The 23,950-nt window shown below is 67.3% G+C and carries 18 protein-coding genes; 9 read left to right on the top strand and 9 right to left on the bottom strand.

What is annotated here, in order from left to right:
* The coding region (locus tag Amac_RS53685; protein ID WP_170322542.1) for a hypothetical protein at positions 1-233 on the top strand (233 nt) is incomplete at its 5' end.
* Between the two features lie 418 nt (positions 234-651).
* Here the strand turns inward: Amac_RS53685 and Amac_RS17895 are convergent.
* The 3 genes from Amac_RS17895 to Amac_RS17885 form a co-directional block, all read right to left on the bottom strand.
* Entirely contained in the window at positions 652-1,254 is a 603-nt protein-coding gene (locus Amac_RS17895; protein ID WP_155355514.1) for a hypothetical protein, read from the bottom strand.
* A 410-nt stretch (positions 1,255-1,664) separates the two neighbouring features.
* Positions 1,665-2,537 carry a DUF3037 domain-containing protein gene (locus Amac_RS17890; RefSeq protein WP_155355513.1) on the bottom strand — a complete coding sequence of 291 codons (873 nt, stop codon included), beginning with the start codon at positions 2,535-2,537 and terminating at the stop codon, positions 1,665-1,667.
* Between the two features lie 58 nt (positions 2,538-2,595).
* On the bottom strand, positions 2,596-2,862 hold the full coding sequence (locus tag Amac_RS17885) for a hypothetical protein (RefSeq protein ID WP_170322541.1): 267 nt from the start codon (positions 2,860-2,862) through the stop codon (positions 2,596-2,598).
* Between the two features lie 232 nt (positions 2,863-3,094).
* On the opposite strand from Amac_RS17885, the gene glgX reads away from it, so the two are divergent.
* The 3 genes from glgX to treZ are packed head-to-tail and all read left to right on the top strand — an operon-like array spanning position 3,095 to position 9,160.
* On the top strand, positions 3,095-5,197 hold the full coding sequence (gene glgX / locus Amac_RS17880; protein WP_155355511.1) for a glycogen debranching protein GlgX: 2,103 nt from the start codon (positions 3,095-3,097) through the stop codon (positions 5,195-5,197).
* Positions 5,198-5,252: 55 nt separating this feature from the next.
* Complete coding sequence (treY, locus tag Amac_RS17875) at positions 5,253-7,439, top strand: malto-oligosyltrehalose synthase (RefSeq protein WP_155355510.1); 2,187 nt, start codon at positions 5,253-5,255, stop codon at positions 7,437-7,439.
* A 23-nt stretch (positions 7,440-7,462) separates the two neighbouring features.
* Entirely contained in the window at positions 7,463-9,160 is a 1,698-nt protein-coding gene (gene treZ / locus Amac_RS17870; protein WP_155355509.1) for a malto-oligosyltrehalose trehalohydrolase, read from the top strand.
* Here the strand turns inward: treZ and Amac_RS17865 are convergent.
* Complete coding sequence (locus Amac_RS17865; RefSeq protein ID WP_246268427.1) at positions 9,119-10,144, bottom strand: YbgA family protein; 1,026 nt, start codon at positions 10,142-10,144, stop codon at positions 9,119-9,121. The genes treZ and Amac_RS17865 overlap by 42 nt on opposite strands.
* A gap of 79 nt (positions 10,145-10,223) precedes the next feature.
* Positions 10,224-11,195: a MerR family transcriptional regulator gene (locus Amac_RS57345; RefSeq protein WP_155355508.1), complete on the bottom strand. Its 972-nt coding sequence runs from the start codon at positions 11,193-11,195 to the stop codon at positions 10,224-10,226.
* 459 nt (positions 11,196-11,654) lie between these two features.
* On the opposite strand from Amac_RS57345, the gene Amac_RS17855 reads away from it, so the two are divergent.
* Positions 11,655-12,431, top strand: coding sequence for an SAM-dependent methyltransferase (locus tag Amac_RS17855; RefSeq protein ID WP_155355507.1), 777 nt, complete (start codon positions 11,655-11,657; stop codon positions 12,429-12,431).
* Positions 12,432-12,455: 24 nt separating this feature from the next.
* Entirely contained in the window at positions 12,456-12,995 is a 540-nt protein-coding gene (locus tag Amac_RS17850) for an MOSC domain-containing protein (protein WP_155355506.1), read from the top strand.
* Between the two features lie 110 nt (positions 12,996-13,105).
* Here Amac_RS17850 and Amac_RS17845 read toward each other — a convergent pair whose 3' ends face one another.
* Positions 13,106-15,028, bottom strand: a complete 1,923-nt coding sequence (locus tag Amac_RS17845; RefSeq protein ID WP_155355505.1) for a glycosyltransferase — start codon at positions 15,026-15,028, stop codon at positions 13,106-13,108.
* A gap of 107 nt (positions 15,029-15,135) precedes the next feature.
* On the opposite strand from Amac_RS17845, the gene Amac_RS17840 reads away from it, so the two are divergent.
* Positions 15,136-16,842, top strand: coding sequence for an asparagine synthetase B family protein (locus tag Amac_RS17840; protein ID WP_155355504.1), 1,707 nt, complete (start codon positions 15,136-15,138; stop codon positions 16,840-16,842).
* A gap of 152 nt (positions 16,843-16,994) precedes the next feature.
* Positions 16,995-18,638 carry a maltose alpha-D-glucosyltransferase gene (gene treS, locus Amac_RS17835; protein ID WP_246268425.1) on the top strand — a complete coding sequence of 548 codons (1,644 nt, stop codon included), beginning with the start codon at positions 16,995-16,997 and terminating at the stop codon, positions 18,636-18,638.
* 309 nt (positions 18,639-18,947) lie between these two features.
* On the opposite strand, the gene Amac_RS17830 is transcribed toward treS, so the two are convergent.
* The 3 genes from Amac_RS17830 to Amac_RS17820 all read right to left on the bottom strand — a co-directional run bounded on the left by Amac_RS17830 (position 18,948) and on the right by Amac_RS17820 (position 22,590).
* Positions 18,948-21,221 carry an ABC transporter permease gene (locus Amac_RS17830; protein ID WP_246268423.1) on the bottom strand — a complete coding sequence of 758 codons (2,274 nt, stop codon included), beginning with the start codon at positions 21,219-21,221 and terminating at the stop codon, positions 18,948-18,950.
* A 128-nt stretch (positions 21,222-21,349) separates the two neighbouring features.
* Positions 21,350-22,084 (bottom strand): ABC transporter ATP-binding protein, encoded by a 735-nt coding sequence (locus Amac_RS17825; protein ID WP_155355502.1) that lies wholly within the window; start codon positions 22,082-22,084, stop codon positions 21,350-21,352.
* On the bottom strand, positions 22,081-22,590 hold the full coding sequence (locus Amac_RS17820; RefSeq protein ID WP_155347276.1) for a PadR family transcriptional regulator: 510 nt from the start codon (positions 22,588-22,590) through the stop codon (positions 22,081-22,083). The genes Amac_RS17825 and Amac_RS17820 overlap by 4 nt, the downstream gene beginning before the upstream one ends.
* A 116-nt stretch (positions 22,591-22,706) precedes the next feature.
* Here Amac_RS17820 and Amac_RS17815 point away from each other — a divergent pair, with 116 nt between their 5' ends.
* Positions 22,707-23,948 (top strand): ABC transporter substrate-binding protein, encoded by a 1,242-nt coding sequence (locus Amac_RS17815; RefSeq protein ID WP_246268421.1) that lies wholly within the window; start codon positions 22,707-22,709, stop codon positions 23,946-23,948.
* Positions 23,949-23,950: the final 2 nt, after the last annotated feature.

The raw sequence follows: 23,950 nt of genomic DNA, 5'->3' as shown, positions 1-23,950 counted from the left end.
CCCCCCACCCCACCTCAAACGCCCACGACCTCCCCCTCGACGACTACCTGGAATCCCTCCACCTCCACGCCACCACCCTCAGCCCCTGGCACGCCTGGCTGGACCCCACCCCCTACAACCACTACCTCGACCACCTCACCAGCATGGAACTCACCGCCCTCACCACCGCCCACGGCCCCACCGTGACCGGCTCCCGCATCCCCCGCGTCTTCGACACAATCCGCAAGCCCTGAACTTTCCGATTCACCAGCCCTTGGCTCAGACGGCATTTGACGTGGCCATCTCCGCGAACGGATGATCACGGCTTAGATTCTGGAGGTCGTTACCCGTGATGTCCGTGCGGTCACCATCTGAGCCATCGGCGGTTGCTGGCCGCGTCCGGCCCTGGCGGCTTCAATCACAGGGATATGTGGCTCTGCTCGGTGGGGTGGCGGCCGTGACCGCTATCGCGCTGATCAACGCCAAACGCCTCGGCGTGCCCATCAAGGGCAGGGCGCTGATCGCCTGCGCCGGCCTGCTCGGCACCTAATTTAGGGCAGGTGCGGGTCGGGTGGTCAGCCATCAGGTCAGCCTTGGCGAATGTGACTCTGTGTGTTTCCGATCAAGGGCGGTGAAGATCAGCTATCCAATAGCGGTCACCCCGGAGGGGAGCTAATGCACGGGAGGGGTCGGTTGGGCAGGGGTCTCGGATACCGTCCGAGTAGCGGGAAGTTTGATCAGTTCTTCGCGGGTAAGATAGTTTGCACCTGTCCGGAGCCCGTGGTCGGGCCGATTGAGGTCCTTGCGTGCGGCCAGCCGGAATCCCTCGAGTTCCACCCGATAGGCAACAATGGCCTCTCGCCAGATTGCCTTGTCGGCGGGAATGTGGCCGACTACCAGGGATTCCAGCCGCCAGACGCGCTTATTGAGTTGCTGCACCGCCTTGATCACCTCGGCGCTGGCGAACAAGCCGAGGGACTCGGCCGCGAGTGACCGTGCGTTCTCAGCCTCGTCGAGGCTCCGCAGCGCGGCGGCCTCTTCGACTCCGGGCATCGGGTCGTCGAGATCGCGGGTTGAGGCCACTCTCCGTGCCATGCCGACCATGTGCTTCACACTCGCCGCGTATCGGGTGTACGCCTCGATCTTCCTCTCCTCGTCTCGGAGTGCTATTTCCCGAAGGTGCTTCCGACCGTCCTGAAGAATGGTCACGACGTACGAGGTCCCGGCGCCGACGACCACGCCGAGTAACGGAATGAGTTGATCGGCCAGGGCCATTGGGTGCTCCTCACCAAGCCTTTGCCCGTACGACGATCAGAGGCTGACGTTTGTTCCTGGAGTTGGAGGTTACAAGGCACCCGGCGAGGGTGTTGGCTTCTCCGAAGGAACCCCGATGTGGCTGGCATACTCCGGGTGCCACGGGACACTCCAGATCGGGCCCCAACGCAAAAATGCGCCCGGCCGGAGCCGGGGGCGTGTGGCCACTTCTTGTTGGGCAGCTTGTTGTGCAGGTAAGCCCCACACAGTCCCCACGGGAGGGGGCCGAAAGGGGCCCTGCGGGCCGACATGGCACCGAAAGGCATGCAGCCCCTCTGCCTGGCCAAACGCCACTGGACAAGATCATTAGACAGTGGACGCCAAAGCGGGGTAGGTATCCAGCGGAAAACTTGGCAAGGTCGGGCGGCAAGCTACAAACGTTGCCTGAGAAGTTCGGCTGCTCGCATGCCGACTGCCTGGACTTCCTCCACTGGATGCACGCCGGCGTTCAGGTTGCCGAAGATCTCTTGGGCTTCTTGATAGACCTCTCCCTGCTCGGGTGTCTCCGGTAGCGCGACGACCACTTGGAGATCGACGTTCTGGTCGACGGTGCTTCGATGCCCCTGGGAATCTTCCACTCGGGCCCCGTCACCGTCGCGGAGGCGCTCCATTGCGTATCCCCACGCTTTGACTTGAAGGGATACGTCGTCCAGTTCTTTTCTCTTGAACGACCATATTTGCGTCAGCTGAACCGCTTGCCCATTGGCGATGGCGAAGTCGAGATCATAATGAACCCGCGAACCTACGTATATCTTCGCTCTGGTCCGCACCAATTCGTCAGCGATGTCGGCTCGACGATATGCCTCTCGAAGATCGCGTCCCAGGTGATACTTCGTCACGGGTGGCTGCCGTGATTCGGCTGCTCGGTCAATGATCATTTTGTCGAAGATGAGATCGAGTGCTTGCCGCGCACTCTGCGCGACCATGGGGGTTGGTGGGCTGAGTTGGACCACATTTCGGTGGTCATGATGCAGCCGCGCAAGCCAGTTCTCACTGAGCGGTTCGCAGCCCTCCTCCAGCGCCTGCCGACTGAGATCGATCTCGGAACCGACGTTGAAGATGAAGTCACTGGCTGCCCCGAAGGCGGCCGCCCCCGCGAATTTCCGGACTCGGTCGGTGTTGCTCAGTTGACGTATCGCCCAGTCACCAGTGACGGGATCGCCGACAACAGCACCGACATTCATGAACTCGCCGGTCCGCGGATCAGGGAGACAGCGGACGATCGAGTAGATGTAACGGCTCATTCCACCCTCCCTTCAGATCAAAGCACGGACACGCTTGGCCACCGCCGGCGCCCGATGCTCAAGGAACCAGCCGAGTGCCTCCAACGGGAGCACCGATGAGCCTGGCTGCGCCTGCCACCACGTACTCGATGGCCAACGACATCCGCGCATGTAGTGGGCAGCCGTCGAGACACTTGACGAAGTACGAGGCGTTGTCGTTTGCGAGTGCCCGGAACGGGCTGGCGAAGCTTGCCGAGACGACGGGAGCGGGGACGGTGACGCGGAGGGCGTCGAAGTCGTCGGTGCGTTCGCTGATGAGGCCGTTCCAGTCGGCCAGGTCAACCAAGAACGCCCCCGATCTGCGCAAAGCTTGTCCGGGGCATGATAGGCAGATGGGCGTCCAGCGCGTACCCGGTTCGTTACGAGGGATGGCGAGCTGTGACGTCGAGCCCTTCGCGAGGACGCGTGGAGTCCGCAGTGGGCTCTGAGGGCGTGGAGTTTGGTGATCTTTTTTGGACACGTGGGCTTAACACGAGAAGCCTGGGCAGGGATTGGGGGTGGCGTGGACGATGGGTGGCATGCGAGAGATATGGCCGGGGGATCCCTATCCGTTGGGGGCTACGTATGACGGGGCGGGGACGAACTTTGCGCTGTTCAGTGAGGTGGCGGATGGGGTGGAGCTCTGTCTGTTCGATGAGGAGGGGTGGGAGGAACGGGTTGCGCTGAGCGAGGTTGAGGCGTTTGTGTGGCACTGTTACCTGCCGGGGGTGCAGCCGGGGCAGCGGTATGGGTATCGGGTGCACGGGCCGTACGCGCCGGAGGAGGGGTTGCGGTGTAATCCGCACAAGTTGCTGCTCGATCCGTACGCGAAGGCGATCGAGGGGGCGGTCAAGTGGGATCAGGCGGTCTATGGGTACAACTTCGGGCAACCGGGCAGCCGGAACGATGAGGACTCCGCGCCGTACATGCCGCGGTCGGTGGTGATCAATCCGTTCTTCGGGTGGGGGCATGATCGGCCTCCGGCGACGCCGTATCACGACACGGTGATCTACGAAGCCCATGTGAAGGGGCTGACGATCAATCATCCGCGGATTCCGGAGCGGATTCGGGGGACGTACGCGGCGCTCGGGCATCCGGAGATCATCGATCACCTGACCAGCCTGGGGGTGACGGCGATCGAGTTGATGCCGATTCATCAGTTCGTCAGCGACGACGTGCTGGAGAAGCGCGGGCTGACGAACTACTGGGGATACAACACCATCGGGTTCTTCGCGCCGCATCATGCCTACTCCAGTTCGGGGGAGCGGGGCGGGCAGGTGCTGGAGTTCAAGGCCATGGTCAAGGCCCTCCATGAGGCGAACATCGAGGTCATCCTCGATGTGGTCTACAACCACACGGCGGAGGGCAACCATCTGGGGCCGACGCTGAGCATGCGGGGGATCGACAACGGCAACTACTACCGGCTGGTCGAGGACGACCGGCGGCACTACATGGACACCACGGGGACCGGCAACAGCCTGCTGATGCGCTCGCCGCACGCGCTGCAACTGATCATGGACTCGTTGCGGTACTGGGTCATGGAGATGCACGTGGACGGCTTCCGCTTCGACCTGGCGTCGTCGCTGGCCCGGGAACTGCACGACGTGGACCGGCTGAGCGCGTTCTTCGACCTGGTCCAGCAGGATCCGGTGCTGTCGCAGGTGAAACTGATCGCGGAGCCGTGGGATGTCGGGCCAGGGGGATATCAGGTCGGGAATTTCCCGGCACGGTGGACGGAATGGAACGGGCAGTACCGGGACACGATCCGGGATCTGTGGCGAGGCGAGCCCGCGCGGCTGCCGGAATTCGCGTCCCGACTGACCGGATCAAGCGACCTCTATCAGGACGACAGTCGCAGACCAGCCGCTTCCATCAATTTCGTGACATGTCATGACGGGTTCACGCTTGAGGATCTCGTTTCGTACAACGAGAAACACAACGCGGCCAACGGTGAGGACAATCGGGACGGCGCCAACGACAACCGGTCCTGGAATTGCGGGGTGGAGGGGCCGGCGACCGGGCCGGTGGCGCAGTTGCGGGAGCAGCAGAAGCGGAACTTCCTGGCGACGCTGTTCCTCTCGCAGGGCGTGCCGATGTTGTCGCATGGGGACGAACTCGGGCGTACGCAACAAGGGAACAACAACGCCTACTGCCAGGACAATGAGATCAGCTGGGTGGACTGGGAGGAGAACTGGTTACTGCTGGACTTCACCCGGCGGGTGGCGAAGCTGCGGCGGGAACACCCGGTGTTCCGGCGGCGGCGGTTCTTCTACGGGCGGCCGGTCCGCGGGTCGGACGATCAGCTCAGCGATATCGTGTGGTTCACCCCGTCAGGGACGGTGATGACCGACGGCGACTGGAGCAACGGGTACGCCCGGGCGCTGGCCGTCTTCCTCAACGGGGACGCGATCACCGAGCCCGACCGCCGGGGGCGGCGGATCACCGATGACTCGTTCCTGCTGCTGTTCAACGCGCACTTCGATGTGATCACGTTCACCATTCCCAAGGATTACGGCGAGATGTGGACGACCGAGCTGGACACCGCCATGCCCATCAGCACCGATTCCCGGATGTGCCGGGCGGGCGAGGGGGTTCCGGTGGCCGGGCGGTCGGTACGGGTGTTGCGCCGCGAACCGGGGTGATCCTGGCTTTCGCCGGTCCGGAAAGGCCAGTATGGGTGCTGTGAGAGAGGCCGCCATGACGTCCACATACCGGGTCCAGCTGACGCCCGAGTTCGGGTTCCGCGAGCTCGCCGACCTGGTGGGCTACCTGCGCGACCTGGGCGTCGGGCACCTTTACCTGTCGCCCATCCTGCAGTCGGTGCGCGATTCCCAGCACGGCTACGACGTGATCGACCACTCGCGGGTCCGCGACGAGTTCGGCGGCCAGAAAGGGCTGCTCGCGCTGGCCGGGCAGGGGATGGGGATCATCGTCGACATCGTGCCCAACCACATGACCGTGCCGACGCCGGAGTCGGAGAACGCGCCGCTCTGGTCGGTGGTGCGGGAAGGGCCGGACTCGCCGTACGCGAACTGGTTCGATCTGACCTGGCCGGTGGATCTGCCGGTGCTGGGGGACGATCCGGAGCTGGTGGTGGACGGGAGCGTGCTGCGCTATCACGATCACGAGTTTCCGGTCCGGGCCGGGACCGAGGGGCTGCCGCTGCACGAGCTGCTGGTGGAGCAGCACTACCGGCTGGTGTCGTGGCGGGATTCGCCGGGGTATCGGCGGTTCTTCGACGTGTCCTCGCTGATCGGGCTGCGGGCGGAGGATCCGGAGGTCTTCGACGCGACGCACGAGGTCGTGTTGTCGCTGGTGGCGGACGGGGTCATCGACGGGCTGCGGGTGGATCACCCGGATGGTCTGGCGGATCCGCGGGGCTATCTGCGGCGGTTGCGGGAGCGGGCGCCCGGGCCGCTGTGGGTGGAGAAGATCCTGATGGACGGGGAGCGGCTGCCGGCGGACTGGGACTGCGACGGGACCACGGGTTACGACGCGCTCAACATGGTGACCCGGCTGTTCGTGGATCCCGCGTCGCGGGACAAGCTGGTGCGGACGTTCACCCGGCACACGGGCCTGCCGGACGATTATGAGGCGGTCAAGTACGAGGGCAAGAAGATGGTGCTTGATCTGTTCTTCCGGGGTGAGGTGGATCGGCTGGCCGCGTGCCTGGGGGAGCCGGGGCTGCGGGACGCGCTGGTGGAGTTGCTGGCGGCGATGCCGGTCTATCGGGCGTACGTGAATCCGGGGGAGGAACCGGACGAAGAAGCGACGCGGGTGATCCAGTCGGCCGCCTGGGAGGCCGCGGGGCACGCGGATCCCGCGGCGGTGGCCAGGGTCGCGCAGCTGGTGTTGCGGGGGCCGGCCGAGGCGGTGACGCGGTTCCAGCAGACGTGCGGGCCGGTGATGGCGAAGGGCGTGGAGGACACCGCGCTGTATCGGTGGTTCCCGCTGGCGTGCCTCAACGAGGTGGGCGGGGAGCCTGATCGATTCGGGGTTTCGGCGGCCGAGTTTCATGCGTTTTGTGCGGAAATGCGGGCGACGACGATGACGACATTGTCGACGCATGACACGAAACGCTCCGAGGATGTCCGGGCCCGGCTTGCGGTTTTGTCGGAAATTCCGGATGTGTGGGCGGAGGCGGTGGAGTCGTGGGCGGGAGCCGTACGATTCGACCCGACGCTTGATTATCTGGGCTGGCAGATGCTGATGGCGGCCTGGCCCATCAGCCCCGCACGTTTCACGAAATATCTCCTTAAAGCGGCGCGTGAGGCTAAAACCTCGATTTCTTGGCAGAACCGGGAGCAAGGGTACGAGACCGGTGTCCGGGAGTTCGCGGCCCAGGCCATCGAGCTGTGCGGCTACTCGGTCGCGTCCTTCACCGCCGTTGTGGACCGCTACGCGCGCGTCAACTCGCTCGGCCAGAAGGTGATCCAGCTGATGATGCCCGGCGTGCCCGACGTCTACCAGGGCAACGAGATCACCGACTTCTCGCTGGTCGACCCCGACAACCGCCGTCCGGTCGACTTCGAGCGGCGGCGGGAGCTGCTGAAAACCGGTGAGGACAGCTGGGACGGGCAGAAGCTCCTGGTCACCACGACCGCGTTGAAGCTGCGGAAGAGGCTGGCGCCGGATCTGCCGTACGTGCCGATCGACACCGGGGAGCACGCGGTGGCGTTCGCGCGCGGGGATCAGGCGGTGGCCGTGGCGACCAGGCTCCCGTACCGGCTGGAGCGCGGCGGCGGCTGGACGCACGAGACCCTGCGCCTGCCGCCCGGCAGCTGGCTGGACCTGCTGACCGGCGCCGAGCACACCGGCTTGATCCCGATGGCTCACCTGCTGTCCCGTTACCCCGTTGCAATCCTGGAGCGGAATACCCGATGAGTCCTATGGGAAATAGGTGAGATATGTACGAAGTCTGGGCGCCCCTGGCGACACGCGTCGAAGTGGAATCCGGGAGCGTCAGACGGGACATGTCTCTGGAAAACGGCTGGTGGCGGGCGCCGGGGGATGAACACGGCGTCGATTACGCCTTCTACGTGGATGGTTCCGGGCCGTTTCCCGATCCGCGGACCCGGCGGCAGCCGTACGGGCTGGAGGGTCCGAGCCGGGTCTACGAGCACGCCAGATTCACCTGGGGCGACCAGGACTGGCGGGGCCGGCATCTACGCGGTTCGGTCATTTACGAAATGCACGTCGGGACGTACACCCCCGAAGGGACCTTCGAGGCGGTCATCGACAAGCTGGGGCACCTGGTCGATCTGGGTGTCGACTTCGTGGAGTTGATGCCGGTCGCGCCCGTGCCCGGCCGCCGGAACTGGGGCTACGACGGCGTGGACCTCTACGCCGTACGCGAGGACTACGGCGGCCCCGACGGCCTCAAGATTCTCGTCGACGCCTGCCACCAGGCGGGCCTTGGCGTGATCCTCGATGTCGTCTACAACCATCTCGGGCCTTGCGGGAACTACCTCTCCAAATTCGGGCCCTACCTGCACGGCTACAAAGGCTCGTACTGGGGCGACGCCGTCAATCTGGACGGGCCGCACTCCGACGAGGTGCGCCGCTACTTCATCGAGAACGCGCTCCAGTGGCTGCGCGACTACCACATCGACGGCCTGCGCCTCGACGCCGTGCACGCCCTGCACGACAAGCGCGCCGTGCACTTCCTCGAAGAACTCGCCGGCGAGGTCGAAGCCCTGTCCACCGTGCTCGGCCGCCCGCTCACCCTCATCGCCGAATCCGACCTCAACGACCCCGGCCTGATCACCCGGTACGGCCTGGACGCGACCTGGAACGACGACGTGCACCACGCCCTGCACTCGGCCGTCACCGGCGAAACCCACGCGTACTACGGCGACTTCGGCTCGCTGGCGGCCGTCGCCAAGGTGATGACCTCGGCGTACTTCCACGACGGCGGCTACTCCACGTTCCGCGGCCGCTCCCACGGCCGCCCCGCCACCGGCGTCTCCGGGCACCGATTCGTCTGCTGCGTCCAGAATCATGACCAGATCGGCAATCGCCCGCTCGGCGACCGGATGAGCCCAGAACAGCTCTGGCTGGCCGCCGGGCTGCTGCTGACCTCGCCGTTCACGCCGATGTTGTTCATGGGCGAGGAGTGGGGCGCCCAAACGCCGTTCTACTTCTTCACCGACCACTACGACCCCGTGCTGGCCGCCGGGGAAGGCGAACGCCGCCGCCGCGAGTTCGAAAGCTTCGGCTACGACTGGAAGGCTCCCGACCCGCAGGACGAAACCACCTTCCTCCGCTCAAAACTCGACTGGTCAGAGCCCGCCGAGGACGGCGCGGCCTCCCTGCTCGGCTGGTATCGCGACCTCATCGCCCTCCGCAAATCCCACCCCGACCTGGCCGACCCGCGCCTCGAACGCGTCCACGTCCGCTATGACGACGACCGCCACTGGCTGGTCATCGAACGCGGCTCCATGCGAATCGCCGCCAACCTCGGCCACTTCCCGGTCCCGATCCGCGTGGCCCCCGGCCACGTCCTGCTCGCCTCGGACGAGGGCACCACGCTGACCGGTTCCGACCTGCACCTGCCGCCCTTGTCAATGGCCATCGTGCACGTGGTCGCGCAGCCGAAGCTCTGACGGGTACGGCGCGAAGTAGGTCTGGTCGCGCACATACTGGGCTTCTTCGCCACGGGCGTGATGCAGCAGCATCGCCGTAGGCACCCAGAGCGGCACCTGTCTGCGCGCATAGGCCGCGATCGCCTCCGCCAGGTCGGCCCGGAGAACGGCGTCCAGCGCGTTGCCAATCATGCCCAGGCATTGCTGCAGCACGTTGACGTTTCGCCGGATGCTCGCCCGTCGGCTGAACGTCCGCCGGAACACTTCGGCGTAGGCCATCCGGGGGTCTCCGCGCCGAGTGTAGAACACGATCCGCCCGGCCTCCAGATAGGCCGCCGCGTCATGCGCGAGCAGTTGCATCGTGTGGCGCGAATGGAATTTCACCAAGTCACATTGCCGCCACGCGGTTGCCAGGAGCACGCGCAGGCGGGCGAGGGCGAAGATCCGCTCAATGAAGGCCTCCCGGAGCTCGGCGTTGTCGAGCCGGACCTCGTCCTCGATCGGCACCATCGGGAAGGCCTCCATGATCTTCCCCGCGAACAGTCCGCGTCCCTGGCGATCCACCACCTGATCCCCCGCGTACGTGGGAATCCCGTGCAATCCGCACGACGGGCTGCCGGCCTTGAACACATATCCATCGATGTCCAGCGTGCGAATCCGCTCCTCGGCCGCCGCCGTGATCGTCTCTGTCACGTCGGTACGGCTCCGCCCCTGAACCAGCCGGCCACCCCGCTCCAGCCGCAGTGTCTCCCGAGGTGTGCCCAGTCCGGCCTCCATCTCCGGACAGACGTGCACCCATTCGACGAATCGATCTAGTTCATCGGCGAGGAACCGACTCTGACTGTGCCCGCCGTCGTACCGGACGGGATCCCCGAGCAGGCAACTCGACACGGCGACCCGCGGCCGGACGCCGGCCGCCCGATCCATGGCCGGATGATCGATGGTGAGCCCCTCCACGTGAGCCCGGTAACGCTTCGTCACCGCGTCCCGCTCATTGAGCGACATGGTGACCCCCCTAGGTAGAAACTTACTCAAAACCTATTCATACCTGCTCGCGACGAACTATGCAACCGCGCGAGACAGCTCAGCGCAGCAGGCCCACGATCCGAATGATCGCCTCGTTCATCGAGGTCAGATGCCTTATTCCAGGCGGCAACTCCCGCCAGCCCGGCCCACCCGTCATGATCGGGCTGGGCGGCCGGAGCACCGGCAGCCGGGTCAGCGGTTCCGGATTCCCCGTCTCGGCCAGCTGCGACCAGACAAAGACGAGGGCAGGATTCAGCCGCCGCATCGCGTCCCCCAGCGCCGAGAACGGCGTACGCGCCCCCAGCACCCGCACCTCCACCGAATGCTCCGACGCCAGGGCGGCGGCCAGTGCGAACACCGGCAGACTGTGCTGCTCATCCTCGGCACAGGCCAGCATGACCGGCCGGGGATTGATCGGCCGCGCCGGCCGCCCGATCAACGCGGTGAACGCGGCCATGAGCCGCTCGGAGAACACATGCTCGACATCGACTCCCACCCCCGTGGCCGCCTGCCGCCTGCTGATCACCGCGAACGCGGGCCGAACCAGCCGATCCCACGTCTCGGTAACCCCAAACCTTCCCAGCCCGGACTCCAGCGCGTCCGCCACCGACCAGCTGTCCAACGCCATCGCGGCCCGCGCCAGCCGCCCAGCCTCCTGCTCAACCGAGCGCTCCCGGCGATCGGCCGCAGGTCGCGCGCCCGCACTGACCGGCTTACCGACGTCCCGCCGATCCACCGGCGCGCCCCGGTCCTCCCCGCCCCGGTCCTCCTGGGCCTTGTCTGGAACCGAGCGGATCCGAAGCGCCGCCTGCGCGGCCTCCGCCGGCGGCGCCCCCGCCTTGATCAGCCGGTTCATCTCCTCCAGCCGGGTCAGATCAAGTGCCCCATAACGCCGATGCCCTCCCGGACTTCGCGAACTCGGACCGATCCCGTAGCGGAGATTCCAGGTGCGCAGGGTGGGCGCGGGCACACCGAGTCGCCGCGCCACCGCGCCGATCCCGTAGCTCAGACCACCCTGCGATTCATCCATGTACGCATCCGATCGACCCGCGCGCTGGGGGCATGACTGGAACGAGGACCAAGATATCGCTGGCACTGATCCGCAGGACGGCAGGCGCAGCTGTATCGGGTTAGGGAACAGCCGGCATCGGGAGCTTCCTGCAAACTTTCAAGTCCTTGCGCAAAGTTCTCTAGAGAACTTGGCTCTATCCACTGAAGGGTTTGCGAGGAGGATCGGGTCAACGCAACCACCCTTGGGGTGGGCATTCCAGACCACTAGACAGTAAATTTAACACAAAGTCAAATAGGCAGTCAACAGCACCGGGCGTCCGACGAGGTTCGTCAGAACCTCGGGGCGTTGTACGCGTGGCAGCTGGTGGCGCATCTGCGGAGCGCCCTTGGAGGACCTGACCTGGAGAGACTCGCTGGTAGCGGAGGGTGGGGCGGGCATTGCCGGTGATTCGGGTATCGGGCGCGATACGATGCGCGCATGGTCGACCGCAAACCTCCCGGTGGTGTGGACGTTACGACGCCTAACTCGGCGCGAATCTATGACTTCATGCTCGGAGGCAAGGACAACTTCGCCGCGGATCGCGCCGCTGTGGAGGAGATCCTCAAGGCGTTTCCCGAGTCCAGGGAGGGGGCCAGGATCAACCGGAAGTTCCTCGGGGATGTTGTCAGGTTCATGGCGCGGGACCAGGGGATTCGGCAGTTCGTGGATGTGGGGGCGGGGCTGCCGACGCAGGACAACGTTCATCAGGTGGCCCAGGCGGTGGCGCCGGATGCGCGTGTGGTCTATGTAGACAACGACCCGGTGGTGTGCGTGCATGGGCGCGCGATTCTGGCAAACGTGGCCGGGGTTGCCATGATCGAGGCGGATATCGCCGACGGCGAGAAGATCACGACGGCGGCCGCGGGGACGGGGTTGATCGACTGGTCCGAGCCGGTGGGGGTGCTGATGGTCGCGGTGCTGCATCACGTCGCCGATCCGTACGACCAGGTGGCCAAGATCCGGGAGGCGATGGCGCCGGGAAGTTTCCTGGTGGTCAGCCACATGTCCGTGGCGGAATCGCGGCGGGGTGACACCGATCAGGTGAACGACGCCTACTCCACGGCGCGGGGGAGCGGGCTGTTTCCGCGGACGATCGAAGAGATCAACCGGTTCTTCGGCGACTTCGAGCAGCTGGACACCGTCGACTTCATCGACACCGCGGTGCTGCGGCGATTCGCGGCGCTCGGCTGGGGCGGTCTAGCCCGCAAGCCCTGAAATTTCCTGATTTATCCTGAGGCGATGGGACACGTCGAGGCGGTCAGCCGGAGCGGGACGTACACGTTCAGCAAGCCCAACCAGGAAACGATCCACCTGCTCGCCGGACTCGGCGTGGAAGGTGACGTGCATCTGGGTGTCACCGTCAAGCATCGCGGCCGGGTGGCCCGCGACCCGTCCCAGCCCAATCTTCGCCAGGTCCACCTCATCCACGCCGAACTCCACGAAGAGCTGGCCGTGGCCGGTTTCGCGGTACGGGCGGGGGAGATGGGGGAGAACGTCACCACCCGAGGCCTGGACCTGCTCGCCCTGCCCACCGGGACCCGGCTCCGCCTGGGCTCCGAGGCCGTCGTCGAGGTGACCGGCCTGCGCAACCCGTGCGTTCAGCTTGACCACTTCCAGCATGGCCTAATGAAAGCGGTCCTCGGCCGCACCGAGGACGGCGAGCTGATCCGGAAAGCGGGCGTGATGGCGGTAGTGATCGAGGGTGGCGATGTCCGCCCAGGCGACCCGATCGCCCTGGAATACCCGCCAGAGCCCTACATCCGGCTGGCTCCCGTCTGAGGGAACAGTTGCTCGCCGTTATCCGGCGCCGTTCACGTGGGCGGTGGTTCTCACCGCACCGGCGCCAAGAGTGGCAGCACGTCTTTACAGGAGTGCCCGGGGATTCTGCTTTACAGGAGCGCCAGGGATTCGGCCGGGACGTAGCCCTCCAGAGTGGCTGAGCCGAAGAGGCGGCCTTCGGCGATGGCGCGGACGCAGACGTAGGAGTAGCGGTCGGCGGAGTAGACGCGGATGGAGTCGGCGCGGGCCTGGCGCATGAGGACTTCGTCCCAGTCGTCGGTGATGTCGGCGAAGCCCAGGTCCTGGAGGGGCTGGCGGCGGGCGAGCAGGGTGCCGCCGGCGACTTCGGCGAGGAAGCGGTGTTCGGTGCCGGGCTGGCGGAGCAGGGTGGCGCCGGCGACCTTGATGTAGCAGGAGGCCTTGCCGACGATGTCGGCGTCGGTGGACGCGAAGTGGCGGAGGGCGTCGGCGAGGTAGTGCTCGCCGTACAGGTCGCGGGGGTCGAAGACGGCGATATAGTCGCCGTCGGCGAGGCGGAGGGCGCGGTCGAGGGCGGCGCCGCGGGTGAGCGGGCCGGTGGAGCGGACGACCGTGTCGACGCCGAGGGGCTGGAGGGATTTCTCGACGAGCCCGGCGTCCAGGCCGTCGGCGACGATCACCAGCTGTTCGGGGCGGCGGTGCTGCCGGGCCAGCTGGGTGACCAGGTGGTCGAGTTCGCGGGCACTCGCGACGGTGGCGATGGCGGAGACGACGGCGTCGTTGCGCACGCTGGGGACGCCGATCGTGTCCATGATCGGGTCCAGGAACGGGGTGACGGCGGTGGTCGCGCGCCAGGCCAGGTGGGGGTGGGGGGCGGCGCCGTCGAGCGTTTCGGGGGGCTTCGTGCCGGTCAGGCGGAGTACGGGCGTGCCGCAGGCCTCGATTTCGGCGATCACGCGGGGATCGGCGTCGACGCCGGCGATCACGAGGGCGGGCTGCCGGTAGGCCGTCAGCACATCGTCATAGGTGGATTTATCGGTAGATGACTGTCCGATCAGCGGCTGCCATTCGCCGTCGACCAGGCCGAGCGTGCGGATCTCGGCGGGGCTCCGGCCGTCCAGGGCGGGGATCTGGTTGTGCACGCGGGGCTGGACGGTGTGCGGGAGCACGCCGACCCGGTCGTGGCGCAGGGCGGATCGCCACTCCCTGGCGCGGGCCTCGGTGGTCGCCAGGACATACTCAAACAACTCCGCGGCTGGGAATGCCTTGCCGACGGAACCGGAGGAATGCCAGAACACGGTCTTCACGCCGCGTTTCTTGCACGCCTCCACCAGGTCGCGCAGCGCGCGCGACTGCCCCTCCAAGGCCTCCAGCCAGCGCCCGCCGTTACCCTGGCGCGGCCCCGGCCGCACCGACTCGACGAAGAGCACGTGCGGCTGGTGCTCCTCCAGCATGGTCTGCCAGTTCTCGGGGCCGAAGTTGGTGACCTGCCGCCACTCGTACCGCATGAGGGCTTCGGTCTGCCGGTCCACGATCGCCGCGACCGTCAGGTACGGCCGGACCAGCGGCCCCTTCGGCACCACGAACGACTCGGCCAGCGGCGTGGACACCCCCGGCCCGCGGGGATCCGGGGCGACCGCCGGCACGGTGGCCTCCGGCACGACCGGATCCGGCGTGAAATCGGAGCGTTTGGGCGCGGGCCGCTTCTTGACCGGAGCCTTCAGCGTCCTGGCGACCGTGCCTGGGTTCTTGGTCTGGATCGCGTCGCCCAGCTGGGACCACCGGCTGCTCTGCACCGACTCCAGCTTCCACTGCGCCACCTCGGTCTGGTATCGCTGCTCGGCCAGGTTCTTGGCCAGCTGGGCGGCCTGCCGTTCGACCGCTTTCAGCCGGGCTTCTGCCGCTTTCGCCCGGGTCAGGGCGTCGGCTTCGGTCCTGGCGGCTTCGTCCAGCCGCGCCTGATAATCCACGAGCAGCCGGGCCAGTTCGGCGGCCCCCGCAGCCTGCTCGACGGCCTGCGCCAGGGCCTGCCGGACGCTCTCCAGCTCACTCATAGCGGTCACAATATCCGCATACCGGGCACCGGAAGACGTCAATACGACACCAAGGGCACCCCTCACCTCCTTAAACTCGTCGGAACACCGATCAGGAGGGATCAGACGTGCGCAGAGGTGAGTGGCCGGCATTCCTGGCCAGGCCGTATGTGTGCGGTGCTTTCGGGCCCTTCGACCAGTCCCGGCTGGATCTGCTGGCCCGCTCGGGGCCCGCGGTCGAGGCCGCGTACGTCACCCGTGACGCCGCCGTGCTGAGTTCGGGCCCGCTCACGCCGTACGACAGCGGGCCGACGATGGCAGCCTTCTCGTGGGGCGACCGGCAGCCGATCGGCGGCGGCGACTGGCTGCGGGTCGCCGAGACCTACGAGACGCCCGGCCTGATCGACGCGCCGGACGCGGTGACGCTGCACACGGGCGCGTTCGGGCTGATCGACGTCTATTACCTGACCGATGGGGACGCCGTCTACTTCTCCGGCCTGATCGAGCCGCTGCTGGCGCTGGCCCGCCGGCCGTACGAGGTGAACTGGGACGCGTGGGCGGCCATTCTCAAGCTCACCTACCCGTTGCTGGAGGACACGCCGTACGCGCAGATCAAGCGGCTGCCGGGGGCGACGGCGCTGAGCTGGTCGCGGGCCAGGGGGCGGCTGAGCGTGGATCGGCGGGCGCCGCGCTGGGTCCGTGAGGAGCTGTTCGACCGTGGGGTGACCGGCGCGGACATCGTGGCGTTGCTGCACGAGGCGCTCAAGCCGTACGAGCAGGTGCTGGTGCCGGTGAGCGGTGGGTACGACTCGCGGCTGCTGGCCAGCGTGGCGGTGGCGCAGCGCAAGGACATCGTGTCGTGGACGACCAGCCCGGATGACGGGCTGGACAACGACATCGACTTCGCCAGGTACATCACCCGCGAATTGGGCATCGAGCATCGGATCGTGCCGCAGCGGGCCGAGGACTATCCGGACGAGGCGCGCTGGGCGGCGCGGCGGCTGGAGTATCTGACCAGCCATCACGCCTGGTATTCGCCGTTCGCCCGGGAAGTCCACAAGGCGGGGCGCGCGGTCGTGGACGGGCTCGCGGGCGGGCCGCTGATGAAGAACTTCCTGATCACGGCGGACGCGGTGGGGGCGGGGACCGGGCAGGATCGCCGGAAGGCGCTGCTGGCCGCGCTGGCCACCGGCGACCCGCATCTGCCGGTGCTGGGCGAGCGCGCCAGCGCCTGGATGGACGACACGGTGAGCGTGGCCTTCGACCAGGCGACCTCCATGTTGCGCGGGCATCGCAGCGAGCTGCCGCTGAGCGTGCTGCACACCAGGACGGCGCGTGGCATCGCCCGCTCGCCGGTCAACCTGGTCGGCCCGGAGGCGACTCCGGTCTTCCCGTTCCTGTATCCGGAGTTCTTCGACGCGGCGCTGTCGGTGCCGGTGGCGCGGAAGGAGGGCGGGCGCTTCTACCGGGAGATCCTGCGTGCCGCCAACCCGAAGGTGGCGTCGCTGCCGTCGACGAACGGCGCGCTGCCGCACCGGCGGGTGCCGCTGCGCTCGGGAGGCCCGGCCGCCCGTGAGTGGAATCACACGATGCTGGTCAAGGCGGCCAGGATCCCCGGGCTGATGTCCCCGCAGATGCTGGACGTGGTCGCGGCGGGCCCGGACGCGCTGGCGGCGTTCGGATCATGGAATTCGCGTTTTTGGTTGCGCGGTTTAGTGCTTTTCGGTTCCTGGCTGGCGGACTATGAGGACGTTCTCGGAGACCTCACGCCTCCCTGGAGCGCTGGTGAGATAACCCCCAGTAACCGCACGGAAACGCCGGAAAAGCCGCTGTAAGGGCTACGTAACCGTTATATGTCAAGACAGGTCAGATGCTATGTTCTGCGGAGCGCCGCTCTGAGCTGCGGACTTGAACAACACTCCTCCCCGTAAAGCGATGTTCGATGACAGTTGCTTCGCCATGCCCAGAGCCGGCTTCTGACACCCAGATGTCACTTGATCCCGGCTGGTACAAAAGGGCCGTTTTCTATGAGGTTCTCGTCCGCGGCTTCAAGGACTCCAACGGCGACGGCACCGGCGATCTGCGCGGGCTGATCGAGAAGATGGACTACGTGAAGTGGCTGGGGGTCGACTGCCTCTGGCTGCTGCCGTTGTACCAGTCGCCGCTGCGTGACGGCGGCTACGACATCTCCGACTATATGAAGATCCTTCCGGAGTTCGGGGATCTGAGCGACTTCACGGCCATGATCGAGGCCGCCCACCAGCGTGGGCTGCGCGTCATCACCGACCTGGTGATGAACCACACCAGCGACAAGCACCCGTGGTTCCAGGCGTCCCGTGAGGACCCCGACGGTCCTTACGGCGACTTCTACGTGTGGACCGACGACCCGACCACCTACGAGGGTGTGCCGATCGTCTTCGTCGGCGCGGAAGAGTCCAACTGGACCTACGATCCGGTGCGCAAGCAGTACTACTGGCACCGGTTCTTCCACCACCAGCCCGATCTCAACTACGACAATCCGGTCGTCCAGGAGACCATGCTGGACGTGCTCCGGTTCTGGCTGGATATGGGCGTGGACGGGTTCCGGCTCGACGCGGTGCCGTACCTGTTCGAGCGGGAGGGCACCGACTGCTCCGGCCTCCCGGAGACGCACGCCTACCTCAAGCGCGTCCGCGCCGAGGTGGACGCCAACTACCCCGACCGGGTCCTGCTGGCCGAGGCCAACGGCTGGCCCGAGGACGTGGTCGAATACTTCGGCGACCCCCTCACCGGCGGCGACGAATGCCACATGGCCTTCCATTTCCCGCTCATGCCGCGCATCTTCATGGCCGTACGGCGAGAGAACCGGGAACCCATCTCCGAGATCATGTCGCGGACCCCGAAGCTCCCGGAGACCGCGCAGTGGGGCATCTTCCTTCGCAACCATGACGAGCTCACCCTTGAGCAGGTCACCGAGGAAGAGCGCGACTACATGCACGCCGAATACGCCAAGGACCCCCGGATGCGGGCTTACCTGGGCATCCGGCGGCGGCTGGCCCCCCTGCTGGAGAACAACCGCGACCAGATCGAACTGTTCACCGCGCTGCTGCTGTCGATGCCCGGCTCGCCCGTCATGTACTACGGCGACGAGATCGGCATGGGCGACAACATCTGGCTGGAGGACCGGGACGCGGTCCGCACCCCCATGCAGTGGAGCCCCGACCGCAACGCCGGCTTCTCCCAGGCCGACCCCGGACGCCTCTACCTGCCCGCGGTAATGGACCCGATCTACGGTTTCCCGTCGGTCAACGTCGAAGCACAGCAACAGAACCCGTCGTCACTGCTCCAGTTCACCCGCCAGATGCTGGAAATCCGCCGCCAGCACCCCATCTTCGGCACCGGCGACTTCATCGAACTCTGGTCCCCCAACCCCGCCGTCCTAGCCTTCCTCCGCGAGGACGGCGACGACCGCGTCCTCTGCGTCAACAACCTCTCCAAACACCCCCAACCAGTAGAACTAGACCTCCGCCGCTTCCAGGGCCACACCCCAGTCGAATGCCGCGGCGGCGTCCCCTTCCCCACGGTCGGCGAACTCCCCTACTTGCTAACCCTGCCAGGCCACGGCTTCTACTGGTTCGCCCTGAGGGGCTAAAAGCGAAGCGCCGGGTTGCTCACCGCAACCCGGCGCCGTTCACGTTCACGATGCTTCTCGCCGCACCGGCGCCAAGAGGGGCTGGCGGCAGTCCGCCCGGAGCAGTAAGTCGCTGGGCAATCAGGACGGGGACTTGTGTTAGCTCCCGGCCCCCGGTTTCTGCCAACTCGTCGAGCCTTGGCTCTGGCGCGCATGCCGCCGAGCCCGAATTCGCCGAGCGCGGGCAGGGACGGCGGGTCGAAGCGGCGGCCGTCGTCGCGAGCATCCAGACTCACCTCGGGACTGGGTTGTGCTGGCTCGTCGTGAAGGTTAGCCCGCTGTTACTGGGACGCGGGCGCGGGCGGCTCGGCGGGCTGGGATTAGGGCGACTAGGAGGGCTGCGCTTACCGCGATCAGGATGGCGGCGGTGAGGGTGGTGGGGGTTGGGGCGCGGCCGATTCCGGCGCCTACGCCGCTGCCGTGGCCTTCCCAGTCGATCAAGGAGCGGGAGAGTAGTGCGCCGGCTGTCGCGCCTGAGAGGACGCCTAGGACGGCGAGGATTCCTGTGCCGGTGACGAGGGTGGCCATGACCTGGCGGGGGGTTAGGCCCATCGCTTGGAGGACGGCGAGGTCGCGGACGTGGTCGCGGAGGCCGAGGGCGCTGGCGGTGAGGAGGTTGGCGAGGCCGATCAGGGCCAGGACGACGATCAGGGCGATGATGATCACGCGGATCACGGCCAGGCGGTCGGCGGGGTTGACGGCCTCGGTGACTTCCAGGCCCTGGAGGCGGGCTCTGACCTCCTGAGCGTCGGCGCCGTCTTTCAGGACCAGGGCGAAGAAGTGTGGTGGCACGGCGTCCTTGGCGGCCAGGGTGTCGATGCCGAAGGAGAGGACCTCGCCGTCCTGTTCTGGTTCGACGACGCGGCCGACGATGTGGACGATCAGCGGGGTGCCGCCGATGGTCAGGCGGACACGGTCGCCGACGCGGACGCTGAGCAGGTCGAGCAATCCCTGTCCGGCGACGGCTTCGCCGCGCTCGCGGAACATGCGGCCCTCGGCGACGTGGAACGGGTAGGGGGCGGTGGACGAGCCTAACGCTCGGGTTCGCACCGTTCTGGTCTGCCCGGGGGCGAGGGCGTCCAGCTCGACGCCGGGGTAGACGGCCGCCACGGCGGGGTCGGCCATCGCCCGGACGCGCGCCTCGTCGGCGGTGAGGTCCCCTGGACGCACGGACAGCGCCGCCGCCTGACCGACTTTCGCGGGATTTTTCGCGAAATCGTCGAGGGTGGCCCAGCAGCCCAGGCCGATCGTGATCATCATCATCGGGAGGGCGAGACCGGCGCTGGTCAGGACGGCGGGGACCCGGCGGGTGAACGCGTCCCGGGTGCCGAGGACCAGCGCGGGCGGGAGCCGTACCAGCAGGGCCAGGCGGGCCAGCCGGGAGAGGCGGCCGTGCGGCGGGATGGCGGGAGCGGCCGGGATGGGGGCGGTGCGGCCGCCGCGCCAGGCGGGCAGCCAGACCGCGATCAGCACGATCAGGATGGTGCCCAGGCCAATGGCGGCCAGCTGGCCGGGGGAGGGCGGCACTCGCAACGTGGCGGCCGTGATCACATGCCCGGCCGCCAGGCCGATCAGGATGCCGAGCAGCCCCAGCAGCCCGTGTTCGGCCAGCAGCATGGTGGAGACCTGCCGGGGCGTGAATCCGAGCGATTTGAGCGTGGCCAGGTCGCGCAGCTGGCCGAGCACCCGCCCGCCGGTCGCGTTGGCCAGCGCCAGCGCCGCCCCCACCAGGCCCGCCGCCCCGAACAGCGCGAGCAGCAGCCCGAGCAGCCGATTGTCCAGCTCCATGGAGGCCCGCACCTCGCGCCAGGTCGAGATCCGCTGCACCTGCCCGGCGAGCGCGGTCACCGCCTGCTGCACCACCAGATTGGTGTCCTCGGGATCGGCCAGCCGGAGCCCGGTGACGTTCTCGCTGCGCCCGGACGCGGGCTCCACCAGAGTGAGCGTCTGCCGCAGCGTCCAGGCCAGACCGGGCGCCCAGTCGGGATAGAACCCCTGGTCACCACTCTCGGCGATGCCTTTCACGAACAGAGCGTGGGTGGCGCCGTTGAGCCCGGTCACGGTGAAGGCGCTGCCGGGGCGCAGCCCGGTTGCCGCCGCGAACGAACGCTCCACGACCACCCCGTCGGGGTCGGCGGGATCCAGCCAGCGCCCCTCGGTGAGCAGCGGCGTGGCGACCTTGGGCAGGGCGGTGGGAGCTTCCTGCAATGCGACCGGCACCTTCCGGCCGCTCCCCGCCAGTGTCGCGGGCGCGCTGAGGTAGGGCCCGGCGATCTCGGTAACCCCGTTCAGGCTCCCCAATGCCGAAATATCCGGCGCGTCCTTGGTATGGATCCAGACATGCGCCCCATGCCCCCGCGTGAACAACCCACGCCACGGGTTGGTGCCCTCCTCCAGCAACGTCGCCGCCGTCACCAGCGCCGCCACGATCCCCGCCACGGCCAGCACGGTCAACGTGGCCTGCATACGCCTGGCCCGAAGATCCGACCGAATCCACCGCCACTCAGCGATCATCGGCCATCCCCCACCCACGGTGAACACCATGTCGCGCACCGTATCCCTCGGCACCGACAATTCCGCACGGGAGATCATCCGCGGAACTCCGCCTCCACGGCACCGACGATTCCCCAGAGAAGATCATCCGCGGAACATCCCCCGCCACCCACAGGGGATCATCCGCGCAGCTCCACCACATCGCCCGCGGTCCCCGGCGTGAACCGGCGGCGGCGCATCGACGCGTCGTCCACGATCATGCCGTCGGCCAGCGTCACCACCCGATCCGCCTTGCTCGCGACCTTCGCATCGTGCGTCACCACTACGATCGTCTGCCCCTGCCCATGCACCTCCCCCAGGAGTTTCAGCACGTCACGGGTATTGCGACTGTCCAGGTTCCCGGTAGGCTCGTCCGCCAGCAGCAGCTGGGGGCCGTTGGCGAGCGCGCGGGCCAGCGCGACCCGCTGCTGCTCGCCGCCCGACAGCTCCGCCGGCGCGGCGTACGCGCGCTCGGTGAGCCCCAGCTCCCCGAGCAGGTACTCGCGCCGCTCCCGCGCCTCCCGAGGCGACATCCCGGCCAGCAACGCGGGCAATTCCACGTTGTCGGCCACGGTCATGTTGGTGACGAGGTTGTAGAACTGGAACACGAACCCGATCTTGCGCCGCCGCAGCACGGCCCACGCGCTCTCCGAGAGCGTGTCCACCCGCTTGCCGTCGAGCCAGATCTCCCCGCTCGTCCGCACGTCAAGCCCGCCCAGCATGTGCACGAGCGTCGACTTCCCGGACCCGGACGGCCCCATGATCGCGACGAACTCGCCCGCCGCCACGGTGAAGTCAACCCCGCGCACGGCAGGCACCGGCACACCCCCGTTCTGGTAGATCCGCACCAGGTTGAGTGTGCGCAGAACAGTCATGTCACAAGGTCCTCCTGGCAGCGTTCCAGCCAGTCGAGGTCGGCCTGCAGGTGCAGGGTCGCCCCTTCGATCAGCAGGAGAGCGACCCGATCCCCCGGGTCGGTGCGCTCGGCGAGTTCGGTGAGATCCCGCATGAGCGAGAGATAGTGCCGGCGCTGCCGGTTGATCAGCGCCATCCGGTCGGCGATCCCGGTGAGCGGCGCGAGGACCAGCTTCATGAAGAACTCATCGCGCACCCGCGGGCCCTCGGTCGGCTCGTCGACCCAGTTCTCCAGCGCCTCCCGTCCGTCGGCGGTCAGGAAGTAGACCTTCTTGTTCGGGCGGTTGGACTGCTCCACGTCGACCGATCTGACCAGGCCGTCCTTCTCCAGGCGCCCGAGCGTGACGTAGATCTGCCCGATGTTCGGCGACGGGTACGCGCTGCCGAACGTCTGCTCCAGCGCCTGTTTCAGCTCGTATCCGTGGGCAGGTTCCTTCGCCAGGAGTGCCAGCAGCGGCAGCCGCACCCGCCCACCTCCGAACGTTACCGAATTGCCGGTTGACGCCCACATTAGCGCTATGCATAACATGCATGCACTTACCTAACACGTATGTAAAGCAAAGTTCACACGGAGGAAAACAAGTGACGCGTCGCATGCTGATGTTCCTGGTCGCGCTGGCGACCGGGTGCTCGGCGCTCGGCGCGCCCGACGGCGAACCTCCGGCGGCGGGGCCCATCACGCTCGCCATCGGCCGGGACACCACCGCCTACCTCCGTCCCCTGCTCGACCGCTGGAACTCGGCCCACCCGGCCGAGCCGGTGACGCTGCTCGAACTGCCCGAAGCGGCCGACGAGCAGCGCGCCCAGATGGTGGCCAACCTGCAGGCGCACTCCGACCGGTACGACGTGCTCGGCCTCGACGTCGTCTGGACCGCCGAGTTCGCCGACGCCGGCTGGATCGTGCCGCTGGATCGTGGCGCGTTCCCGCTGGCCAAGTTCCTGCCGCCGGTGGTGGACACCGCCGTGTACCAGGACAAGCTGTGGGCGGTGCCGTACACCAGCAACGCGGGGCTGCTCTACTACCGCACCGATCTGCTCGGTACGGAGAAGCCGCCGCGGACCTGGGCCGAGCTGCGCGACCAGGCCACCCGCCTGGGCCGGGACAAGGGATTGGGCGGATACGCCGGGCAGTTCCTCCCCTACGAGGGATTGACGGTGAACTTCGCGGAGGCCGTGCAGTCCGCGGGCGGGGAGATCCTCAGCCCGGACGCACGGCGCGTCACCATGGATCCGGCGGTCGCCACGACCGCGCTCGACTTCCTGGTCACCGGGGTCCGGGACGGCTGGATCCCGCAGGAGGCCCTCTCCTTCAAGGAAGAGGAATCCCGGCTCGCCTTCCAGGAGGGCCGGCTGCTGTTCGCCCGCAACTGGCCGCACGCGTACGGCCCGGCCACGCATTCCGCGGTGGCGGGCAAGTTCGCGGTCACCCGGCTGCCCGGCCGGGACGGGCCAGGCTCCAGCTCGCTCGGCGGTGTGAACCTGGCCGTCAGCGCGTTCTCCCGCCGGCAGCAGTCGGCGCTCGACTTCATCCGCTACTTCACCGGCCTGGAGAACCAGCGCCTCGTGCTCACCGAGGGCTCCTTCCCGCCGGTGTGGACCCAGCTCTACGACGACCCGGCGCTGATCGAACGGTTCCCCTATCTACCGGTGCTCAAGGAAGCCATCCTCACCGCCAGGCCACGGCCGGTCACGGCCAACTACAACCAGGTCAGCCTGGCTGTCTCCAGCGCCGTATCGGGCGCACTTTCCCGCACCACCCCCGTCGAGGAGACCGTCGCCAATCTGAAGCGACAACTCGGCGAGGTCATCCGCTCAGGAGGATAACC

This window comes from Acrocarpospora macrocephala, assembly GCF_009687865.1.
Lineage (GTDB): Bacteria > Actinomycetota > Actinomycetes > Streptosporangiales > Streptosporangiaceae > Acrocarpospora > Acrocarpospora macrocephala.
The sequence above is the reverse complement of the archived record's forward strand: the minus strand, read 5'-3'. Positions and strand labels throughout refer to the sequence as shown.